This window comes from Alteromonas sp. Mac1, from assembly GCF_001562125.1.
Lineage (GTDB): Bacteria > Pseudomonadota > Gammaproteobacteria > Enterobacterales > Alteromonadaceae > Alteromonas > Alteromonas stellipolaris.
The window spans coordinates 3,794,745-3,813,078 of record NZ_CP013932.1 but is presented as its reverse complement, the minus strand read 5'-3'; the positions used below and the strand labels follow the sequence as shown (position 1 = coordinate 3,813,078).

The 18,334-nt window shown below is 40.6% G+C and carries 9 protein-coding genes; 7 read left to right on the top strand and 2 right to left on the bottom strand.

The features are described 5' to 3' along the window. Window positions 1–392 precede the first annotated feature (392 nt). The 7 genes from AV939_RS16245 (at window position 393) to AV939_RS16215 (ending at window position 12,535) form a co-directional block, all read left to right on the top strand. A complete protein-coding gene (locus AV939_RS16245) occupies window positions 393–995 on the top strand; it encodes a PEP-CTERM sorting domain-containing protein (RefSeq protein WP_057789626.1) in 603 nt (200 codons plus the stop codon). Window positions 996–1,150: 155 nt separating this feature from the next. After that, entirely contained in the window at window positions 1,151–4,765 is a 3,615-nt protein-coding gene (locus tag AV939_RS16240) for a carboxypeptidase regulatory-like domain-containing protein (RefSeq protein ID WP_197427682.1), read from the top strand. Between the two features lie 16 nt (window positions 4,766–4,781). Next, window positions 4,782–5,915, top strand: a complete 1,134-nt coding sequence (locus tag AV939_RS16235; RefSeq protein ID WP_057789630.1) for a hypothetical protein — start codon at window positions 4,782–4,784, stop codon at window positions 5,913–5,915. A 154-nt stretch (window positions 5,916–6,069) separates the two neighbouring features. Further along, window positions 6,070–9,885 (top strand): Ig-like domain-containing protein, encoded by a 3,816-nt coding sequence (locus AV939_RS16230; protein WP_061093598.1) that lies wholly within the window; start codon window positions 6,070–6,072, stop codon window positions 9,883–9,885. 10 nt (window positions 9,886–9,895) lie between these two features. Beyond that, the gene (locus AV939_RS16225) at window positions 9,896–11,176 is read left to right on the top strand and encodes an Ig-like domain-containing protein (protein WP_082746066.1); all 1,281 of its coding nucleotides are present in this window, start codon (window positions 9,896–9,898) and stop codon (window positions 11,174–11,176) included. A gap of 20 nt (window positions 11,177–11,196) precedes the next feature. Next, window positions 11,197–11,670, top strand: a complete 474-nt coding sequence (locus AV939_RS16220; RefSeq protein ID WP_057789634.1) for a hypothetical protein — start codon at window positions 11,197–11,199, stop codon at window positions 11,668–11,670. A 1-nt stretch (window position 11,671) separates the two neighbouring features. Then, window positions 11,672–12,535: a hypothetical protein gene (locus AV939_RS16215; protein WP_057789636.1), complete on the top strand. Its 864-nt coding sequence runs from the start codon at window positions 11,672–11,674 to the stop codon at window positions 12,533–12,535. A 35-nt stretch (window positions 12,536–12,570) separates the two neighbouring features. Here AV939_RS16215 and AV939_RS16210 read toward each other — a convergent pair whose 3' ends face one another. Next, entirely contained in the window at window positions 12,571–14,670 is a 2,100-nt protein-coding gene (locus AV939_RS16210; protein WP_082604822.1) for a multiheme c-type cytochrome, read from the bottom strand. Then, the gene (locus AV939_RS16205) at window positions 14,667–18,275 is read right to left on the bottom strand and encodes an FG-GAP-like repeat-containing protein (protein ID WP_061093596.1); all 3,609 of its coding nucleotides are present in this window, start codon (window positions 18,273–18,275) and stop codon (window positions 14,667–14,669) included. Before AV939_RS16205 ends, AV939_RS16210 begins: the two co-directional genes overlap by 4 nt. Window positions 18,276–18,334 lie beyond the last annotated feature (59 nt).

The following is an 18,334-nucleotide window of genomic DNA, read 5'->3' as shown; positions in this document are numbered from 1 at the left end:
GCTCAATAAGGTGTATTGGGGAGAGATATATGTATCGAATATCATATTGTAAAGTTTCTTTTGTCTGAGTTTGAAACTCTGTCTGCAGTAATAAAAGAGATAACAAATATAGTACTGGATATCACCCCCTGTAGAGCTGAAAACAGAATAAATGGTAAAAGTTGAAATTATGATCAAATATGAGTTGCTAACTCATCGTGTTTATTTGTATAGTTATCGCAAATATTGTAAATGCCTAGTAAAATTTAAAGCTAATCTATAAATGATAAAGGTGTAATACCAACCTAAAACTTAGCTTTGTTAGACGATGCATTTTCTAGGACGGATAATAAGAATATTTATACAGCTATTACTTGATAGCTGTTTTGTTTTTAAGACAAGGAATAATTATCATGGTCAAGCTGGTAAAGAAACCGGTTTTCTCGGTACTTTTAGTCATAGCCTCTCTAAATATATGTTCAGGTGCTCACGCAGGGCTACTGAGTTTTAATGATTTCTTCGCCGATCCAAGTGTTTCAGTAGCCGCAGATGGGTCTGAAGCGATAATCCGTGAGGACATTGATTTTGCAGTGTCGACAATCTCCTTAGACCCATTTTTAGGTGACCCTGATATTATCATCCCTGGCTTAAATGTATTTTTGAACTTTGATTTTTCGTTTAACGAGGCATTAAATGAAAATGATGAATTTGTTTATGCATTGTTCGATTCCAGCACATTGGAAGACCTCGCTTTTGCTGCATTTACTAATTCCAAAACTGATTCGGTTAGCCTTGATTTATCTAGCTTAGTCGGAAGAACGTTAGGGCTTTATTTCGGATTAAATTCTTTGGACAGCCTATTAAATTCAACAGCTAACATTTCTAACTTATCACTTATTACCGTTACCTCCCCCCCACCAGACTCTCAGGTTCCAGAACCAAGTACATTGATGGCTTCACTTGCAGCGCTCATGTGTTTTTTCGTAACACGTAAACGCAAAGTGCCCATGAAATAAAATAGATTCTGACTGATATGGCACAACTTAAACTCATATAGTGCCTTAACTGAAAATAAAACGACCCTAACTGGCTGAACACATAAGCGGACGGAACCATTATGCCCGGGCTAAAAATTACAGAAATACTCCATTCTCTTTTATTCGTACTTCTGATGTCACTATTTTGCTCTTTTGGAGCGAATGCAGAGGTGTTAATTGATGATTTATCGTTACTTAGCCCGGAGCAGGTCGTAGTTCAATATAACGGAGGGCGATACGATCGCAGAACTGGCCAAATGCAATACGTTGCGACTTATACCAATGTGAGTGGTGAGGAATTGAAAGGGCCATTTTACCTCGAGATTGCAGATATTAGTAGCACAAGGGTTACGGTTGTAAATCCATCCGACACTACCAGCGCAGGGAATGCTGTTTTCGTAAGTGATACCGACACCTTAGAAGATGGTTTGACAATTGAATTTTCAGTCATATTTAGTGGTCGCGACCGTATTTCATATTCCTCTAATGCTTACAATGAAAAAACGATAGTCTTGATTGATAGCGATAACGATGGCGTTTACGACCATGAAGATGAATGCCCAAATACGCCGTCGGGAACCTTAGTTGCTGCGAATGGTTGTATGCCATTGAACACCGAGCCAACTGTAACCATTGATTCTCCGGTCACATTAAGCACTTTTGGACATTCTCCAGTTTTAGTAACCGGTACTGTGTCAGAAGATGTTACAACACTCACGTTAAACGGTATAGCTCTTACACCTGCCTCAGGCCAGTTTGAAGCTCAAGTTGCGTTAACTGAAGGCCACAATGTAATTGTTGCAAGAACTGTCGACACCAATAATAACGTAGAGACAGCATCGATTACAGTATCGTTAGACCTAACACCGCCCTACGTCACCCTTGAGTCACACGAAGATGGCGACGTGGTATATACAGACAAAATAACGGTAACGGGTCTTGTTAACGACATTGTAAGAGGCACTGTTGAATCTACTCAAGCTAATGTAAAAGCTAACGGCCAAGTTGGCGAAGTATCGAATCGTAGTTATGTCGTGAAAGATGTTCCGTTGGAGGTGGGCGATAACGTCATCGAAGTCTCAGCCTCCGACCAAGTAGGTAATACAGACAAGATTAGCTTTAATATTGAATACAAGTTACCGATAGGCAAAAAAATTGAATTAAATAGTGGGCAAGATCAGTCAGCACCGATTGGCGATCTTTTATCCGAGCCTCTTTCAGTTAAAGTATCAGATGATAGCGGCAATCCACTAGCGAATGAAGCAGTTATTTTCAGGGTAACCCAAGGTGCTGGTTTAGTGGCCTATGGTGATTCGAATGAAGGTAGAGCTGTTGTGGTTGATACTGACGCAGAAGGTATCGCGTCAACGAAGTTTGGTATTGGTGCTCGAGTTGGAAAAGCGAATCATAAAGTGTCGGCAAAAGTTGTTGGCTTTGATGGAGCTGTATCTTTTGTTGCGTCAGGCTTGGCTAAAATCGGTGACAAAATAAGCGTGAATTCAGGCAACAATCAACGCGGTATAATTGGGCAGCCTTTACCATCTCCATTTGTAGTGGCGGTTACTGATATTGGTTCAAATGTAGTGTCGGGGGCGAGAGTAAAGTTTGAAGTCCTTGTAGGTGGTGGCGTTTTACAAAATGGAAAAGGTACTTACGAAACCACAACAGATAGTGACGGTCGAGCAAGTGCAATTCTTACATTAGGTCAGTTGCACGGTTTGGATGCGCAACGAGTTAACGTAACGCTGATTGATGCGCCCGAAGGCGAAACATTAACGGCTGGATTTTTAGCAAGTGGTTTTGAAGCAGCGGATCCCGCAGATACGACGATTTCTGGGGTAGTGCTTAGCAATCAAGATGAGCCCTTAGAAGGTGTTACTGTCAGAGTAGATGGCACGACACGTGAATCGAAAACAGATGGTCAAGGTCGATTCGAAATTGATTCGGTACCTGTCGGTCCGGTTCATTTGATTGCAGATGGCTCGACGGTGAAAGGAACCGGAGAATATCCGGCTTTAAGTTACCGGATAGTGACGATCGCCGGGGTCGAAAACCCTTTATCTTCGCCAATTTATATGGTCAAACTTAATTTAGATAATGCAGTTTATGCGGGTAAAGAAGACGTTTCGCTTACTTTAGAAAAATTCCCAGGTTTTAAACTCGACATTGCCAAAGATTCTGTAACCTTTCCAGATGGCTCACGTGAAGGCTTCGTTTCCGTTACGCCAGTAAATGCCGCAGCAGTACCTATGGCGCCACCAAATGGAATGCAACCACAATTTATTGTGACCATACAGCCTACAGGTACACAATTTTATCCTCCAGCTAAACTAACATTGCCAAACGTTGATGGACATAGCCCCGGTGCTCAGGTGGAGATGTATTCATTCGACCATGATTTGGAAGAGTTCGTTGCGATAGGCTTGGGCACAGTAACGGAAGATGGGTCTTTAGTGGAGTCTAATCCAGGAGTTGGTGTTGTAAAAGCAGGTTGGCATTGTGGTTCTCAACCAGGCGGTTCTGGATGCTGTGAAAATAAGAAAAAGACGTGTGATTATTGCTCTAATAAAGTTGGTAGCTGCCCTGGAACTTGTGAGTTTGTGCCGGATCGTATAGCTGAGGTACAAACGCCAGGAAACTGCCAGAAAGAATATTGTGGTCCATCGAAAGAGGACAATAGCGATATACCGACAAATGATGTGGTAGGTGACTGTAAAAAACCTGGTTGTGAAGCTGGGTCTGCAACAGAAATTGCAGACCCAAATGACATTAAAGAAGAGGATAAAGAGTGTAAGGAATGCAGTGGGTTAGAGCTCACAAGTAAACTTGATGGCACTGCAGTATCAGGAGAAATTTGCCAAGAGTGCCAAGGGGGAGCAGTAAAGAACAAGCCAAATGGAACTGAAATTGAGGGCGAAGTTTGTAAAGAATGTTCATCTGGTAAGGTGGCGAATGTAGAAGATGGAGTTGCTCCTGAAGCTTCTAATTTATGCAAGGTTTGTAAAGGGGGTAAACTAATAAATAAGGTCGATCCTGAAAATTTTAAACCTATTTCCGACGGTCCGAATTTGTCTTTAGATTTAGACAGAGCAAAACCTCTTACAAGTGCAATTGAAGCGGGTTTAAAAAAGATGGGGATTAACGCGAGTGCTAGTTTGGGGGCTTCAGTGTCTTATAAAGCAGGGCCTTGCTGTAACCCTTCAGATGGGATACTTGTTGAAGAAGCCGTCACAGAGGCAAAAGGAAACTTAAGCCTCGACGTTAAAGCAGAGGGAAGAATCCCGGGGTTATCTAGAGGCTTTAGTGAAGTTGGCTTCGATGTAGGCGGTTTTACTGGAAGTGTAGATTTTGGTATAGGTGTCAAAGCTTCTATTGCTTTAAAATTTAATGGTGAATTTGGACAACGATATGAATCTTGTGTCAACGATGGAGAGGACTGTGCTTTTGGCCAGTTGTCAGTAAACTTTTCTCCGGCACTATCGCCATTTGCCGAAGCTATTGTATGTTTAGCTTATGATGTTTTTGGTGTGTCAATTGATGGGTGCGCAGGGGTTGACGGTATTATAAGTTTAACGTCAGGCGTCAGTTACTCTAAATCGATGAATGTTGGCAGTTGTACGATTGGATCATCTGGTGGTGGAAAAATTGATGATGTTGCGGTTACTGGAGAGATAAAAATAATATTAGGTAGCGATGATTTTGGCGTCAGTATGGGTAAGGTTATTTTATTAAATGGTTTCGATATATAGGTTTTAGGCTTTGAAAATGTATAAATTAGTTTCTTTTTTATTATTAAATATGCTTTTAGTAGGAAGTGCTTTGGGAGATCAAAGGATTAGCTTTCCAGTTTCTATTTTTAAAGATAGCTTGCCGAATCCATCTTCCCTTTATATTAATTTTCCTTATGAGTTGGTAGATAAGTCATATGATCAATTTAGGCAGGGAGATCTAAGTCAAGAAGACTTGATTTTCTTGAAAACGATGGATGCACTTAGGGGGAACGATGCTAAATCTCTGTTTTCTCTAATAAAACTAGAAAGCGGTTTGTCAAATAAAGAAGAGATTAAGTCTTACATATTAAAATTTAACAACTTGTATTCGGGTTTTTCAGACTTACAGATAATTGCAAAAATAACGCTCTACCAAAGGGTTTTATATGTCTGGAGCGTGAATGTTCGGGGGAGAACAATAGCTACGTCTCACATATTTGAGAAGATAAATGGAACGTTAAAATACAAGCAGCTTGAATCGGCATCACCACTTGAATTAGTAGTTAAACAAGCGGCTGTAAATTCATACTATATGCCCAAAAAATACCCATCTTTATCGAATTACAAAAGCCAGTATGAAGTTGAATTATTAAATGATGAAAGCCCTTCTGGAGCCTATATGCAGTTTTCAGGAAATCTTCTTACTATGAGCAGAAACGATGAAGAATATTTTAAAGAAAATAACGATAGCTTACTAATTTTTCCATTCTATCAAAACATGTTGAGCTATATAAAAACCAATTCATTGAATTCTTTCATTGATAATTTGTCACCCAAAAGCCAGAAAAGGATAGGAGGGTATCCATCCCCATCAGAAAGCAAAGAAGTATCAGAATACTTAAAAAATTTACTTTTGCCTATTGATTTGGTTTTTGTTTTGGATGCAGACCCGTTTTATTTGGTTTTTGGAACTAACGATAGTCGATTGTTGGCTGAAGCTGCAGAAAAAGGCAATGACAGCGATATTCTATCTAGGGTTAATTTTAGTTATGCGTATTTATATAAAGGCAAGAATGGCTTCGAATTTGTTAATGTTAGGTATGTCAATCAGTTTGATATGGTTTTAAGAAAAGGTAATTTTATTGCTGACTCAGTATTGGCTCCAATATTAAGTTCGAATCAGAAATAAAAGTTATATTTAAATTTTTGGAAAGGTTGATTTGAAGACTAAAACTTCGTCAAAATTTTTAAGGGCAATTAAGTAGTGTTAAATCGTCATTGAAGTTTTTTAGACGATATTTTTTGAAAAAGTGCGGGATAGGATATTGGTTTAGGGAAATAAAATGAACAAGTTGAATCTGGTAGTTTTGTGTATAGCGACAGTTGCTTCGAGTCTACCCTCTTATGCAGTAGAGCTAAATGAAAAGTGTGTGGTGAATATTTTAAATCGCACTATTCAAGTTGACCAAGACGGCTATTGGGCTTTACCTAATGTGCCCTCCAATATGGGTAGGATAAGAGCCCGAGCTACATGCCAATTAGATGACGGCAGAACTGTATCAGGACAGAGTGATTACTTTGCTGTTGTTCAAAACAGCGTAGTTCAAGTAGGTGATATCCAGTTCGAAAACGTTGCCCCTATCCCTTCAGATTTAAATTTTTCTGCATCAACGCCAATTTCTCTAGATACTATCGATCAGACCTTCCAATTAACAATCACAGCATCTTACAGTGATGATAGTGTTCAGGACGTCACTTCTGAAATTTCAGGCATTAATTACGGTTCAACTAACCCTGCTATCGCTTCCGTAACAGCTAATGGCCTAGTGACGGCGCACGCGAATGGCATTGCACTAATAAGTGCTCGGAAAGATGGTGTGTTGGTAAGCCGTGCAGTGAATATTTCAACGAGTGGAGATGCTGACGGTGATGGTCTCCCCGATGATTACGAAACTGAAAACGGTTTAAACCCAGCTGATCCCGTGGATGCTTTTGAAGATAAAGACGGTGATGGCCTAACAGCCTTGGAAGAGTACTCTGCGGGAACAGATATTAACAATGCTGATAGTGACAATGACGGCATTTCTGACAAGGAAGAACTAGAGGCCGGTGAAGATGGTTTCATTACTAACCCGTTATTAGCCGATAGCGACGGTGACGGTATTCGAGATGGTTTAGAAATATTTATTGGCTCTGATCCAAATGACGAAAACAGTGGTGACCTCTCTAATGCGGTCAACTTTATAACCGTTTCTCCTGCTGCTATTTTCTTAACTTATAACGCTATTGATGGTGAAGCGAGTGGGCAACTTCGTGTCACAGGGCACATGCTAGACGGTAGCGAAATTGATTTGACCGAACAGGGAAGTGGTACTACCTATACTAGTGCCGACCTAACTATAGCGAGCTTTGGCCTAGAAGACGGCGAAGTTTTTGCTGGTCAAGAAGGTACAACTGAAATTATTGTCTCTAACAACGGCTCAGAATTTACTGTGGCAGTAGAAGTTGATGAGTTTGAGCCAGTTGCGGTGTCAGCAATCTCTATTCCAGGCTATGCAAACAATGTTGATGTTCAAGGTGATATTGCCTATGTTGCAGCGGGAGGAAGTGGCTTGCAAATCGTCAACGTTGCTGACAGAACCAATCCCTCAATCATTTCGGCAATTGACACTAGTGGAACCGCAATTGATGTTAAAGTGCGTGGGGAATATGTTTATATTGCCGATGGTAGCGGTGGCTTAATTGTAGTAAACGTGTCTGATGAACTTGCCCCTACTGTAGTTCAGGAAATAAGCACTTCTGGGTTCGCAAAAGATCTAAGCTTGCATGATGATTATATATATATTGCGAGTGATATTGGTCTAGAAATTTTTAGCATCGCAGATCCTAATAATGTAATCCCTGTTGGGGAAAATGATGCTTTATCGAAAGCTAAAGGTGTCGCCACTGATGGAGACTTGCTAGCCCTAATTAACGATAACGCACTTGCAGTATTTGATATTACAGATCGCACAGCACCGCTAAGAATTACCTCTTCAAATATCGGTAACTTAAAAAGTATAGATTTCGATAATGGCTATATATACGTAGCTGCTTATAGCACAGGGTGGAGATCATATAAACTGAATCAGCCATCTGCAAGTGAACCAGACGCGGAAGTGTCGTTACAGCAGGTGGCAGGGAATCGTGACTTTGTGCCCCGAGATGTTGCTGTTGCAGATGGTTTTACCTTTTTTGCTGAGCAACTATTCCCTAATGTTGTTGCATTTGTAAATACTCGAGACGCAGAAAATCCATTCTTTCAAAGCACAATTAATCTTTCTTCATTAGGTGATTACGCCGGTACTGGAATAGCGGTCGACAGCGCCTATGCTTACATAACGGAAGAACGTTACATCGTAAGTTCAGACTATAAGGCAACAGGTACAACTAAGTTATTTATTGCCCAATACCGTATGCTAAACGATGCAAATGGCATTGCTCCAGAGGTCAATTTGTTAGGGCCGACAGATCGCTCAGTTGTTGTAGCAGGAAGTAGAATTAATTTATCTGCGACAGCGAATGATGATGTTGCAGTGCGAGCAGTTGAATTTTGGGTTAACGGTAATAAAGTTGCGGAAGACTCAACTTATCCTTATCAAGTTCCCTATACGGTTGTCTCTGATGAACGTGTGCTCACTATAGTTGCTAAAGTGTTTGACTATGGAAGTAACTCAGCTGAAAGCTCTCCTCATCTCGTAGAGGTTCAGCCTGATGGCGACAACGATGGTTTAGGTGACAACGAAGAAGTTGATGTCTGGCATACAGATCCTAATGATGCAGATAGCGATAACGATGGTGTATTAGATGGAGAGGAAATTGCTAGGGGTATTGACCCAAATAACGTTGATTCTGATAGCGATGGATTAAACGATGGTGAAGAATTACTTAATGGTACCGATCCCAGAAATCCAGACACAGAGGCACCATTTGTTACCGCGACTTCACCCGAGAATGGTGTAACGGATCAGGCAGAAAATACGCCAGTAGAAGTTGTATTCAATGAGCCTTTACTTGCCAAATCTGTGAAAAGTGGTGCGTTAAGTATATTAGAAGATGGTTTGCTGGAAGTGCCTGGTTCATTGAGGTTAACGAATGGCGGTACAACACTGTCATTTACTGCGAGTGACCTGCTAAAAGACTATACGAATTACACTGTTGTAGTTGCTGGTGTTAAAGATATTGCTGGCAATCCAATTGTTGAAGATTATCAGTTTAGCTTTGAAACAGGGAATACGGTTGATACTGATCGCCCCACAGTCATTTCAGTAACACCCACAGCAAATAGCACTGGTGTGCCAGTAAATGCGTCTATAACAGTGGTTTTAAGCGAGCGAATAGATCCACTAACAATTGATGAAAATGCACTTTATGTGGTGGATAGAACAACAGGGCTTCGCATAGATGGCGTGACAACGCTTTTAGATGACAATCAATCGCTCACCTTTGCGCCTAACGTTGCCTTTTTGGTTGGGCGGCAACATCAAATAGTGTTAACGAGTCAGATTAAAGACCTCTTCGGTAACACACTCTACAATACCAATTACTATTTCACCACAAGCTTTGATACTGACGCTACTGGGCCCCAAATAATAGCGACAAGTGTTTTGGACGAGCAGTCAGATGTACCGATAAATGCACGCATTCGCGTGCGCTTCGATGAAGCAGTAAATAGCCTTACGCTAGATAACACTAAGTTACTACTCAATGGTAATGAAGTTGCTGTTGATACAGCAATTAGCGACAATAATACCGTTGTGAGTTTAACGCCTAGGTTGATGCTGGAACCCAATACGAGTTATGAATTATTTGTCGATTTAGTAACAGATTTAAGCGGAAATTTCTTACAACAGTCTAAGACGATTGGTTTTACTACTACCTCTGAGACAGATACAGCTTCAGAGTCAATCACAGGGACTTCTCCCAAAAGCAACGATCGTGAAACTCCACTCAATGCGATTCTTGATTTTTCTATTAGCGGGCGACTTGATCCTACAACGGTAACAGGAAATGAAGTTTATCTGCTTGATTACGACGGCACCCGCGCACGTGTCAGTGCAGAGGTTAGTCTCAGCAATGATGGACAACGAATAAGTCTGATCCGAAGCGGATTATGTTAAGCCTACCGTTTTGAGTACATCAGTAACGGAAGGACAAACCGAAGTTCCACTGAATGCCAGACTGCGCGTGAGATTTAGTGAGCCGATGTCTTCCTTAGAATCTGAGTTAGTGTTCCTGACGTCACTAGGAGAATCTGTGCCAGTGAATTATAGCTGGAACAGTGACAGAACACTGTTGACGTTGATCCCTAAACAGCTGATGGGTATTAATACTACGTATACTTTGAATATTGGCCAATCTCCTGATTTGTCAGGAAATACTGTGACTCCAGTTACAGTCTCGTTCACTACAGGTGGTTTTGTTGACTCAATAGCAGGTAATATAGTGACGTACTCTCCATCTAGTAATGCGACTGATGTACCACTTAATGCGGTTATCGAGTTCAAAGTGAGTGATGAATTAGACCCTACTTTACTCACCAGTGGTTCATTCTATGTGATTGACGTTGATGGAGATGGTCTTCCAATACTTGCTTCGTTATTACTAAGTGAAGATGGCCAAACGGCAAGGTTAACGCCATCCGATAATTTTGAAGCAAATAACCGATACCGCGTTTATTTTGGGTATGGGGAAAACCTCTATGATTTAGCTGGAAACCGGCTACCTTATACATCCTTTTATTTTTACAGCGGTGATGCGGAAGATGATGTAGCTATAGAAGTGAAGAATCATAATTTAAGTGGAAGCCAAAATGAGGTTGCAACCAACATCCAATTGAGAGTTACGCTGTCAGAAAAGGCTAACCCTCTCTGCGTAACCTCGAGTAATGTATTGCTAAGTGATCTAGATGGCTTAGTTCCTATAAATGTAGGCCTGAGTTCAGATCAATTAACCTTACTTGTCACACCCACTACTAATTTAAAAGCTGTATCAAATTACGCACTGCAGCTTAAAAATGTTTGTGACTTAAGCCTAAACAAGATGGCTGATTTTCAACTGGCCTTCACTACAGGTGACAGTGTAGATACATCCGCACCAAGGATTGTAAGCTTCACGCCAGAGGCTTATACCACTGATGTTTCGTTAACGACAAATATTAGTGTTGAGTTTGATGAACCCATTGATGCTGAAAGATTTTTAACTGAGATAAGGGCGAACGACATACGTGTTTATTCCAGTTCAGACACAATTTCAGGTAACTGGACCGTTGTTCGAAATATAGCAACGTTTGATCCGTTGAACCCCTTACCTGCTGATACAGCGATTTATGTAAGGGTGAATGATGTTGATGATCAAGTAGGAAATGAGAGTGGTGTAACCACTCGCTATATTACTACCACATCATTTTAACTATAGGACTAGCCAATATTATGAATAACCATATTAAGCTGTATATTGTTGCAATCGCTATTTGTAGTGTCATTGCTGCCTTTTATTTTTTGAACAACAATGAATCCACAGACTTAGAAATTAATAATGAGGAAAGCCAACAAAGGCCATCCTCAGGTTATAAAGAACAAAAGTCCGAAAAGCTCAGTTGGTTCAAAAATATGCTCTCGGATACTTCTGGTTCTCAGACTCAAAGTAGTGTCCAAGCGCCACTACCTCCACATCTTAATTCTGTCAAATCCAACCCAAATGAAGTGACGATAGTGGTAGATGAAAGCTTGATAATGCAGCGAGAATTAGAGTTCGATACGCTTATAAAAGACTACAACGCTAATCTAGCTAATCGAGACAACCAAAAAGCGTTAAAGAAACGTTTCAAAGAAACTTCAGCAGATTATAAGCAAAATATTATCGCCAAGGTAAGGCAGTTAAATAACAATGAAGGAGAAAACTAGAATGAAATGGCGAATTATTGGAATGAGAGTGCTGTTTATCTCTTCCGTCGCTTTTACCGCAGTTTTTAGTAGTAATGCGCAAGTATTACCTATTCCAAACCAGAACGAGCACGGCGCCTTCTTGCTCGACCCATGGAAGCCCGAAGCTCCAGTTCTAGTCGCCTTTATCGATCCATATTGCCCATACTGTATCAAGGCACTAAAGTCGAAAGAACGTTATCAATACTACAATACATTTATATTTTGGGCTGGCATTTTAGGTGATAGAAGCATCGCTCGGGTAGAGGAAATACTTGCCTGCAATAATCCTGTCTCTGAATCAGTAATTAACAGTGTTGTGCAAAGAATAGCCCCCGAATGTGACACGAGCAAGTCTCTTGATCACAGAGAGTTGGCACAACATATGGCAGATGCTTATGACCCAATGGCGGTTCCATCCTATTATTTTGGTGGGCGCCGTGTCGGACTTGGTGAACTAGCTAGAATGGTCAATGGTGTAAACCAATTAGAGTCTACAGTTAAATTGGACTGGTCAAGATATGCTGAACTGAGGTGGCGTCGAAATAATCATAACCTTGCAAAACTAATAGCAGTTGTACCGACGGAATGGTCAGCTAACGAAGTGCAGAATAATATCCCCCTAGACGCGAAGTTCGATTGGTATGTCGCAGGGGCAAATTTTGAAGCAATTTGTTCTCAACTGAATGAGGGATGTGAATTAGAGGCAAAAGAAGGCTATAGAAAGCGCTCCGCTGAAATTCAGTTACTTTATGACCTAAAGAGTAGCGATAAAGTACAGTATGTATTAAATGGGGTATTACTAAATGACCCCACTAAGCTATTTTCAAAAAGTATGGTTAATTAGAAAAATAGTTTATTAAGTTGCAAACTAAGCCAAGCTTAGTTTGCTTCTATTTCTGTATTGTTCAAAAACGACGAGCTGGCAGACTCCATTCTTACTGGGGGCTGTTGACGTAAGGGAACCAAAATAGTCGCCCTTGCCATGTCAGTAATTGGCAGGTCTTGATAATCTTCCCCTAGTGCCCACTTAGCATATCTCTGATTAAGTTTTCTATATTTAAGCACTGCATTGAGGGTAATTGGGCCCTTGGCCCAACTAGGCACATCGAACGTGTACTCGACAATGTCAGAGCCCCCAGCAGGAATAAAGTTTTTGTAGGTCTCTCCAACGCGATTGAAAAGGTCGTGTTTCCAAACTAATTTCCCAAAGCGATCTATGGGTAACGAACGATAAAAGTAAGCGTTGGTTTCAACTGAAAGATCATCCTCAAGGAATCCACTTTGATATATGACTTTTCCGGTTGCATCTAAAGCAGTAAAAGCGATCCACGCCTCATTGATATCCAAAGTTCCAGCGGGAAAGTTATGGCCCACTCCAATGTTTGCTGCAACTACATTTAATTTGACTGTCTCGTTCAAATAAAAGTAGGCAGGTGTTTCCGTTATCGCTCGAATATCCTCGGTTATTTGTTTATCTGATTGCGTAGCGTCTTTACGGTTTGGTGGGTTGATGGTTAGGCGTACTTTATTACTTTGAAGGAATTTTTGAGTTTGTGCTAGCTGTTCTTTATCGCCGTTGAGCGAAGGGAGCATTGTATTGGCACCAATAAATCGGTGAGAACGAAACTCACCTTCCGAATTAGCTGACGGGTCATTTCCTTTGACCAAAGGCATATGACAATCTTGACACCGAGTTTTTTTAGAATGAGCGAAGACTTGCTCACTTTGCATCGAATAAGGGCTTTCCAGCCAAGCTGTGTATTCATCCTGCATTTTTACCCAACCCCAGTTATTCATTTCCTTGTCCATGAACTGAACATGACAGGTTGCGCACAATTCGGGTTCAATAAGTATTTCTTTTGCCATGTCAGTCTTATGTTGGCTAGGGTTGATTCGAATCAAATACTCACGCAACGCGCTAAAAAAATTCGATTCATAACCATCAAAAAGATAAGGTTTGTGCGGCTCATACCGATAGCTGGCTACGCCCTTCAAATGCGTTGCGGATTCAATATTATGACAACTTAAACAGCTTATTCCTTCGTGAAATGCGGTCGTGTTTTTTATACCTCCATGTGTGCCACCTTCAGATAATTGACCTGTTAATAATGCAACAGGTGCATGACACCCCTCACAATAGCGCGTGGCTTCAATTCCTTTATTTTCTGACAGTAATGTGATGTTTTTGACATAAGTTGGGTCTGATGCTGCCTGTTTATGAATAGAGCTATACCATTGCTCTGCAATTTCTTTGTGACAATTGGCGCAGTTTTGAGACCCCGCGATTTGGTTTTTGTCTATAAATGTACCGCTAGCCGTGTCAGTTTGACTTGGACGAAATGGATGCGGACCGTAGTTATACTGGTAATCAGTGACAGCGGGCTGGTTACTTGGCTCAATTTCGAATGCCAGATATATTAAGCTTAAACTGAATGTAATAGTAAAAAAGCCTAGTGCAAAAGTACCTATTCGAAGAAAGGCCTGCTCTTCGAGGCTAGGAAAGTATCGGAAGTTTTGCTCTTTAGAGCGAGCGAGTGAAGCACGTCGTTTGGGGGCCAACCAAATATAATGTGAAATGACATGAAAAATGAGCACTCCAAATAATGAAAAGCCAGATGCGATATGAATATTCAGTAGCCAAGCTGTCTGCTCAGTTAGTCCGGCTACGATAATATAAACCCCTGTAAAACCCATAACAATAGAAAGCACAAACAGAAAAATACCCGATGTGAATAATCCAGCTCTCCGTTGACCTAAAGTTCGATAAAAATGATTAATTATAAAGGGAACCAACAGGAGCAAGCTGGCAGTACCAATAAAGCCATGGGCTAATACAAGCCACTGACTAAAAACACTATGGCTACTAGATATGTAGCTATATAGGCCAGATAGTAGCAATACGACTAACATGCTATACAGCCAGCGGTTCTGCCGTTTTTCTCTCATTAACAATTGAGATGTACTTGTTGTGTTGTTCACAGTAAAAAGCTCTCTAAAGTGGCTTGTCCATCCTGGATAAGCTTAAACATTGCGGCCCAGCGTTTGTCGAAGGGAATTGCCGGGGAAAAGGCTATGATCTTTAGGTAGTCATAGAATTTCTGGGCTTGAAAATCAGTTGGTACTGCAGACGTAAGTTGAATTTGACTGAATTCAGTCATTACATCTCTTGTTGCTGCTTTTGCATAATGCATAGCTAGGTCTAATGCATAGGGCTTTTTAAACGCTAACCCTATAGCTAATGCGGTTTTCCTAACTTTTAATATGTGGTGATGTTTAATTAACTCAATAAGAACTCGATCTGCTTCATAAGTTGGGTGATTTGCGATAGCCTCAATGACAGTAGTCAACCTACTAGAGACCATTTCAGTTGACAGTGGTGCAGAGGGAATTAACTTTTTTAAAAAGCTCAATGGTGGGGATGAGGCAACATTGGAATCTGTTTTCAACCAACAGTTTAAGGCTTGATAAGATGTCGGCCTATTCTCCAACCAACTTAAACTAATAGTTCCTGTTAGTTTAGTTTGGTAGTCACATAACTTAAGCCATCGACTGTTTTCTGAGTTGATTAGTTCTATTGGAATACTTTTTAATAACGACAAGAGCTTAGGGTACTTATAAGTTTTTAAGCTGTAGAGCAAGGCCTGAGTAGTTTCTTCATTTCTTAGAAAATCGGATAGTTCTTTTTTAGAGAAGACATGCTGTCGCTGTATCAGTTTTTTGATAATGTGTTTTTGTGCCTTTATAGTTCGGTCAGCAAAGCGCCATTTTGTAGTATCTTCATCTGAGGGACTTATGGACGCTAAATGAGTGGCTGCCTTATCGGCAATGCTAGATTTATCAGAAGTAAGGTAATTTTCAAGGATCTCCCTCTTTCTATTCCTATCACTTAAAATTAGTAAATCTAAGGCTGCAAGTATCTGATCCTCAATAGTGAGCTGCAATCTTTCTAATTTATTTAAAGTTGACTCTAACGGTTGCCAAATCACATCGGGCTTTAATACCAGACTGTCCAATTGATTATCATGCAGTAATGCTACGGCTACATTTATTGACTGAGTACCGTTATGCTCGAAATCTAACAATTGAGCTATCAATGATTGAAAGTTTTCATAGCCAAGACGTTTTAAAGCTATCAAGGTAGCTGCTTTTACCCTTGCCGAGGATTCGGTTTCGAGCAGTCTAAATAGCTCTGGTACAGCTTTAATGTCCCGTATTAGTCCAAGAGCGCGTATTGCTGCTATTGTAACTTTTTCCGATGAACTTGGTTGAGTTGCTAATGCTATTAATGGAACAACAGCCCGATAATTCTCTGCTTCAGCAAGTGCTTCAATCGTACATAGTTTTACACTTTCTTCTTTAGCCGAGAGCATAAAAATTAAGTGTGAGTTGGCCAATCCTTTTCTTCTAACTACGGCTTCTTCTTCATGAAAAAAGTGCTTAAAGGTATTGGCAATCTTACAACGAACCTTCGGTGAAGCGTCCTTATCCATACGAATTAGCCTGCGAATGCTAATCTCATGTTCTTGTTGCATGAGGGCTTTGATTCCCGCTATACGAATTTTATCGTCACTTGAAACGAGCGCCCTTTCGATGAATTTTAAGCTCAAAGAGTCACGTGTAAATGACGCGGAAGTGAGAGCTTGAACTATAGTGTTTCGTGTATGAAGACTACTGTCGACATGGGTGAAGAGATAGTCAAGTTCTCTATACATCAATGCATTAACGTCTGGCTGCATGTTAGATGAAGAAAGGATAGCCCCTTCAATACTCTGTATTAATTGCGATTGTTGTTTTTCTGACAGCATTGATAGCCAGGGTTTATCACTAACTGTCTTTGTACTTATTTCGCTTGTCTGGTCTGAAGTCTGGTTTGTTAAAATAGAGGCTTCTTCAGCGTTTTTTAGTTGCCAGATTCTGTTTACTTCTAAAGACGGGTAGCGAGTGATTGTATTGTCGGGCCATAGAACTTCGATATCGACCATATTTACGGAAGGTGGCAATGCAAAATGTAAGCGAGAGGTACTTTGTGATAGGAAACTGGAGGGCTGGAAAGCCGAAGTAATAATTTGCTGGTTAGTTTTTGATTGTTGGGACTCAAATGTAAGGGTGACTTTTGCACCATTACTTAATTTTTTCGGATGCTTTAATTCAACATCTATCCAAGGAGCATCAAGGTCGCTTTCATTAATGAGTACGCTGACATAATCATTATTTTGCGTAGTAACAATATCCATTTTTCCGTCGTTATTTATATCTAAGTTAATGACCCCTCGTGTTGGCGCCGTGTTATCAGATAGAAGAAGCTCCGACCTAAATAGACCGTTTTTGTTGACCCATAATTGGTTCGGTTGACCAATGGATAATGAAGGTGCATCACTATCAATACTTGTTGCGCCATTACCTATAAACAAGTCTGGAAACATATCGTTGTTAAAATCTGAAAGTACAGCCCCCCAGCCAAACATGTACAACAGCCTATTGTCTGCAATTCCAGATTCCCAACTTGATTCATAGAGTTGTTGGCTAATAGAGCTGTTGGATTTGAAAGGCTCTAGACGAGTATGAGTATATAGCTTAGGGGGGAATCCTGCGGGAGAAGAAAGTAACAAGTCTTGATAGCCATCAAGGTTAGTATCGCCGATAGCTATGCTATGACTACCATCGGAATGAGATAAATTGTAGTGCCTAGCGCTTTCTTCAAAGCCTTGATTTGCCGGGCGTTGGTTTATAAACAGTCGTTGAGGTGATCCAGCGCTATTCACTACAAGTAAATCTGGGTAATTATCTTGGTTTATATCAAACCAACGTGCTGCAACACCTCGCCCTGAGTTGTCCTGGACTCCTTGGGATACCGCTACTTCATTGAATTGAAAATGGCCTTTATTTTTAAGCAAATAGTTACTTTCGCTTTCATATAAAATAGGATTGAGAGAGTCGTTAACACTGCCGACAAAGCCACTTGCTTGTTCAAATACTTTTTTACCCTGTTGGAAATCAATAAAGTTAGTGACGTAAATATCTAGTAAGCCATCATTGTCAAAATCTGCCATACTTGCAGATGTTGACCAGTTTTTCAGGTCTTGTAGTCCAGAGTTTTCTGTCCGATCCTTAAAAACACCACCTCCAAGGTTTTCGTATATTTGGTTTTGCCCGATATTAGTCACAAGGAGATCTTCGTCTCCGTCATTATCAAGGTCGCCTGCACTACATCCCATAGGATATAAATGCGTGGATAGGTTTGATGTTACTGTAATATTTTCGAAGGTTCGGCCTTCATTATTCAGCCACAAAGTATTAGTTTGAGGGACCTTGTTTTTCCACCAAGTTTGTCTCCCATAAAAGCGATGCTCCCCACTTCCACCTATAATAAATAAATCTTGCCAGCCATCATTGTTGACATCCAGTACGCATATACCTCCACCAATTAGCTGTTGAATTGATGTAAGAACCTTGGTGGTTTGCTGATGAGAAGCTAACAGCCCTGTTTCTAAAGTTTTATCTTTAAAAACTATAGTTGGAGTAGACTTAGGGTTAGATTTCTCTGTGATTTCTAGGGGGACTAGTGAAAAATAAGATCTCGACATTTTCCCGAAAACAAGAATCGAAAACAATAATGAAAGCAGTAAAAAAAAATATACGCGAC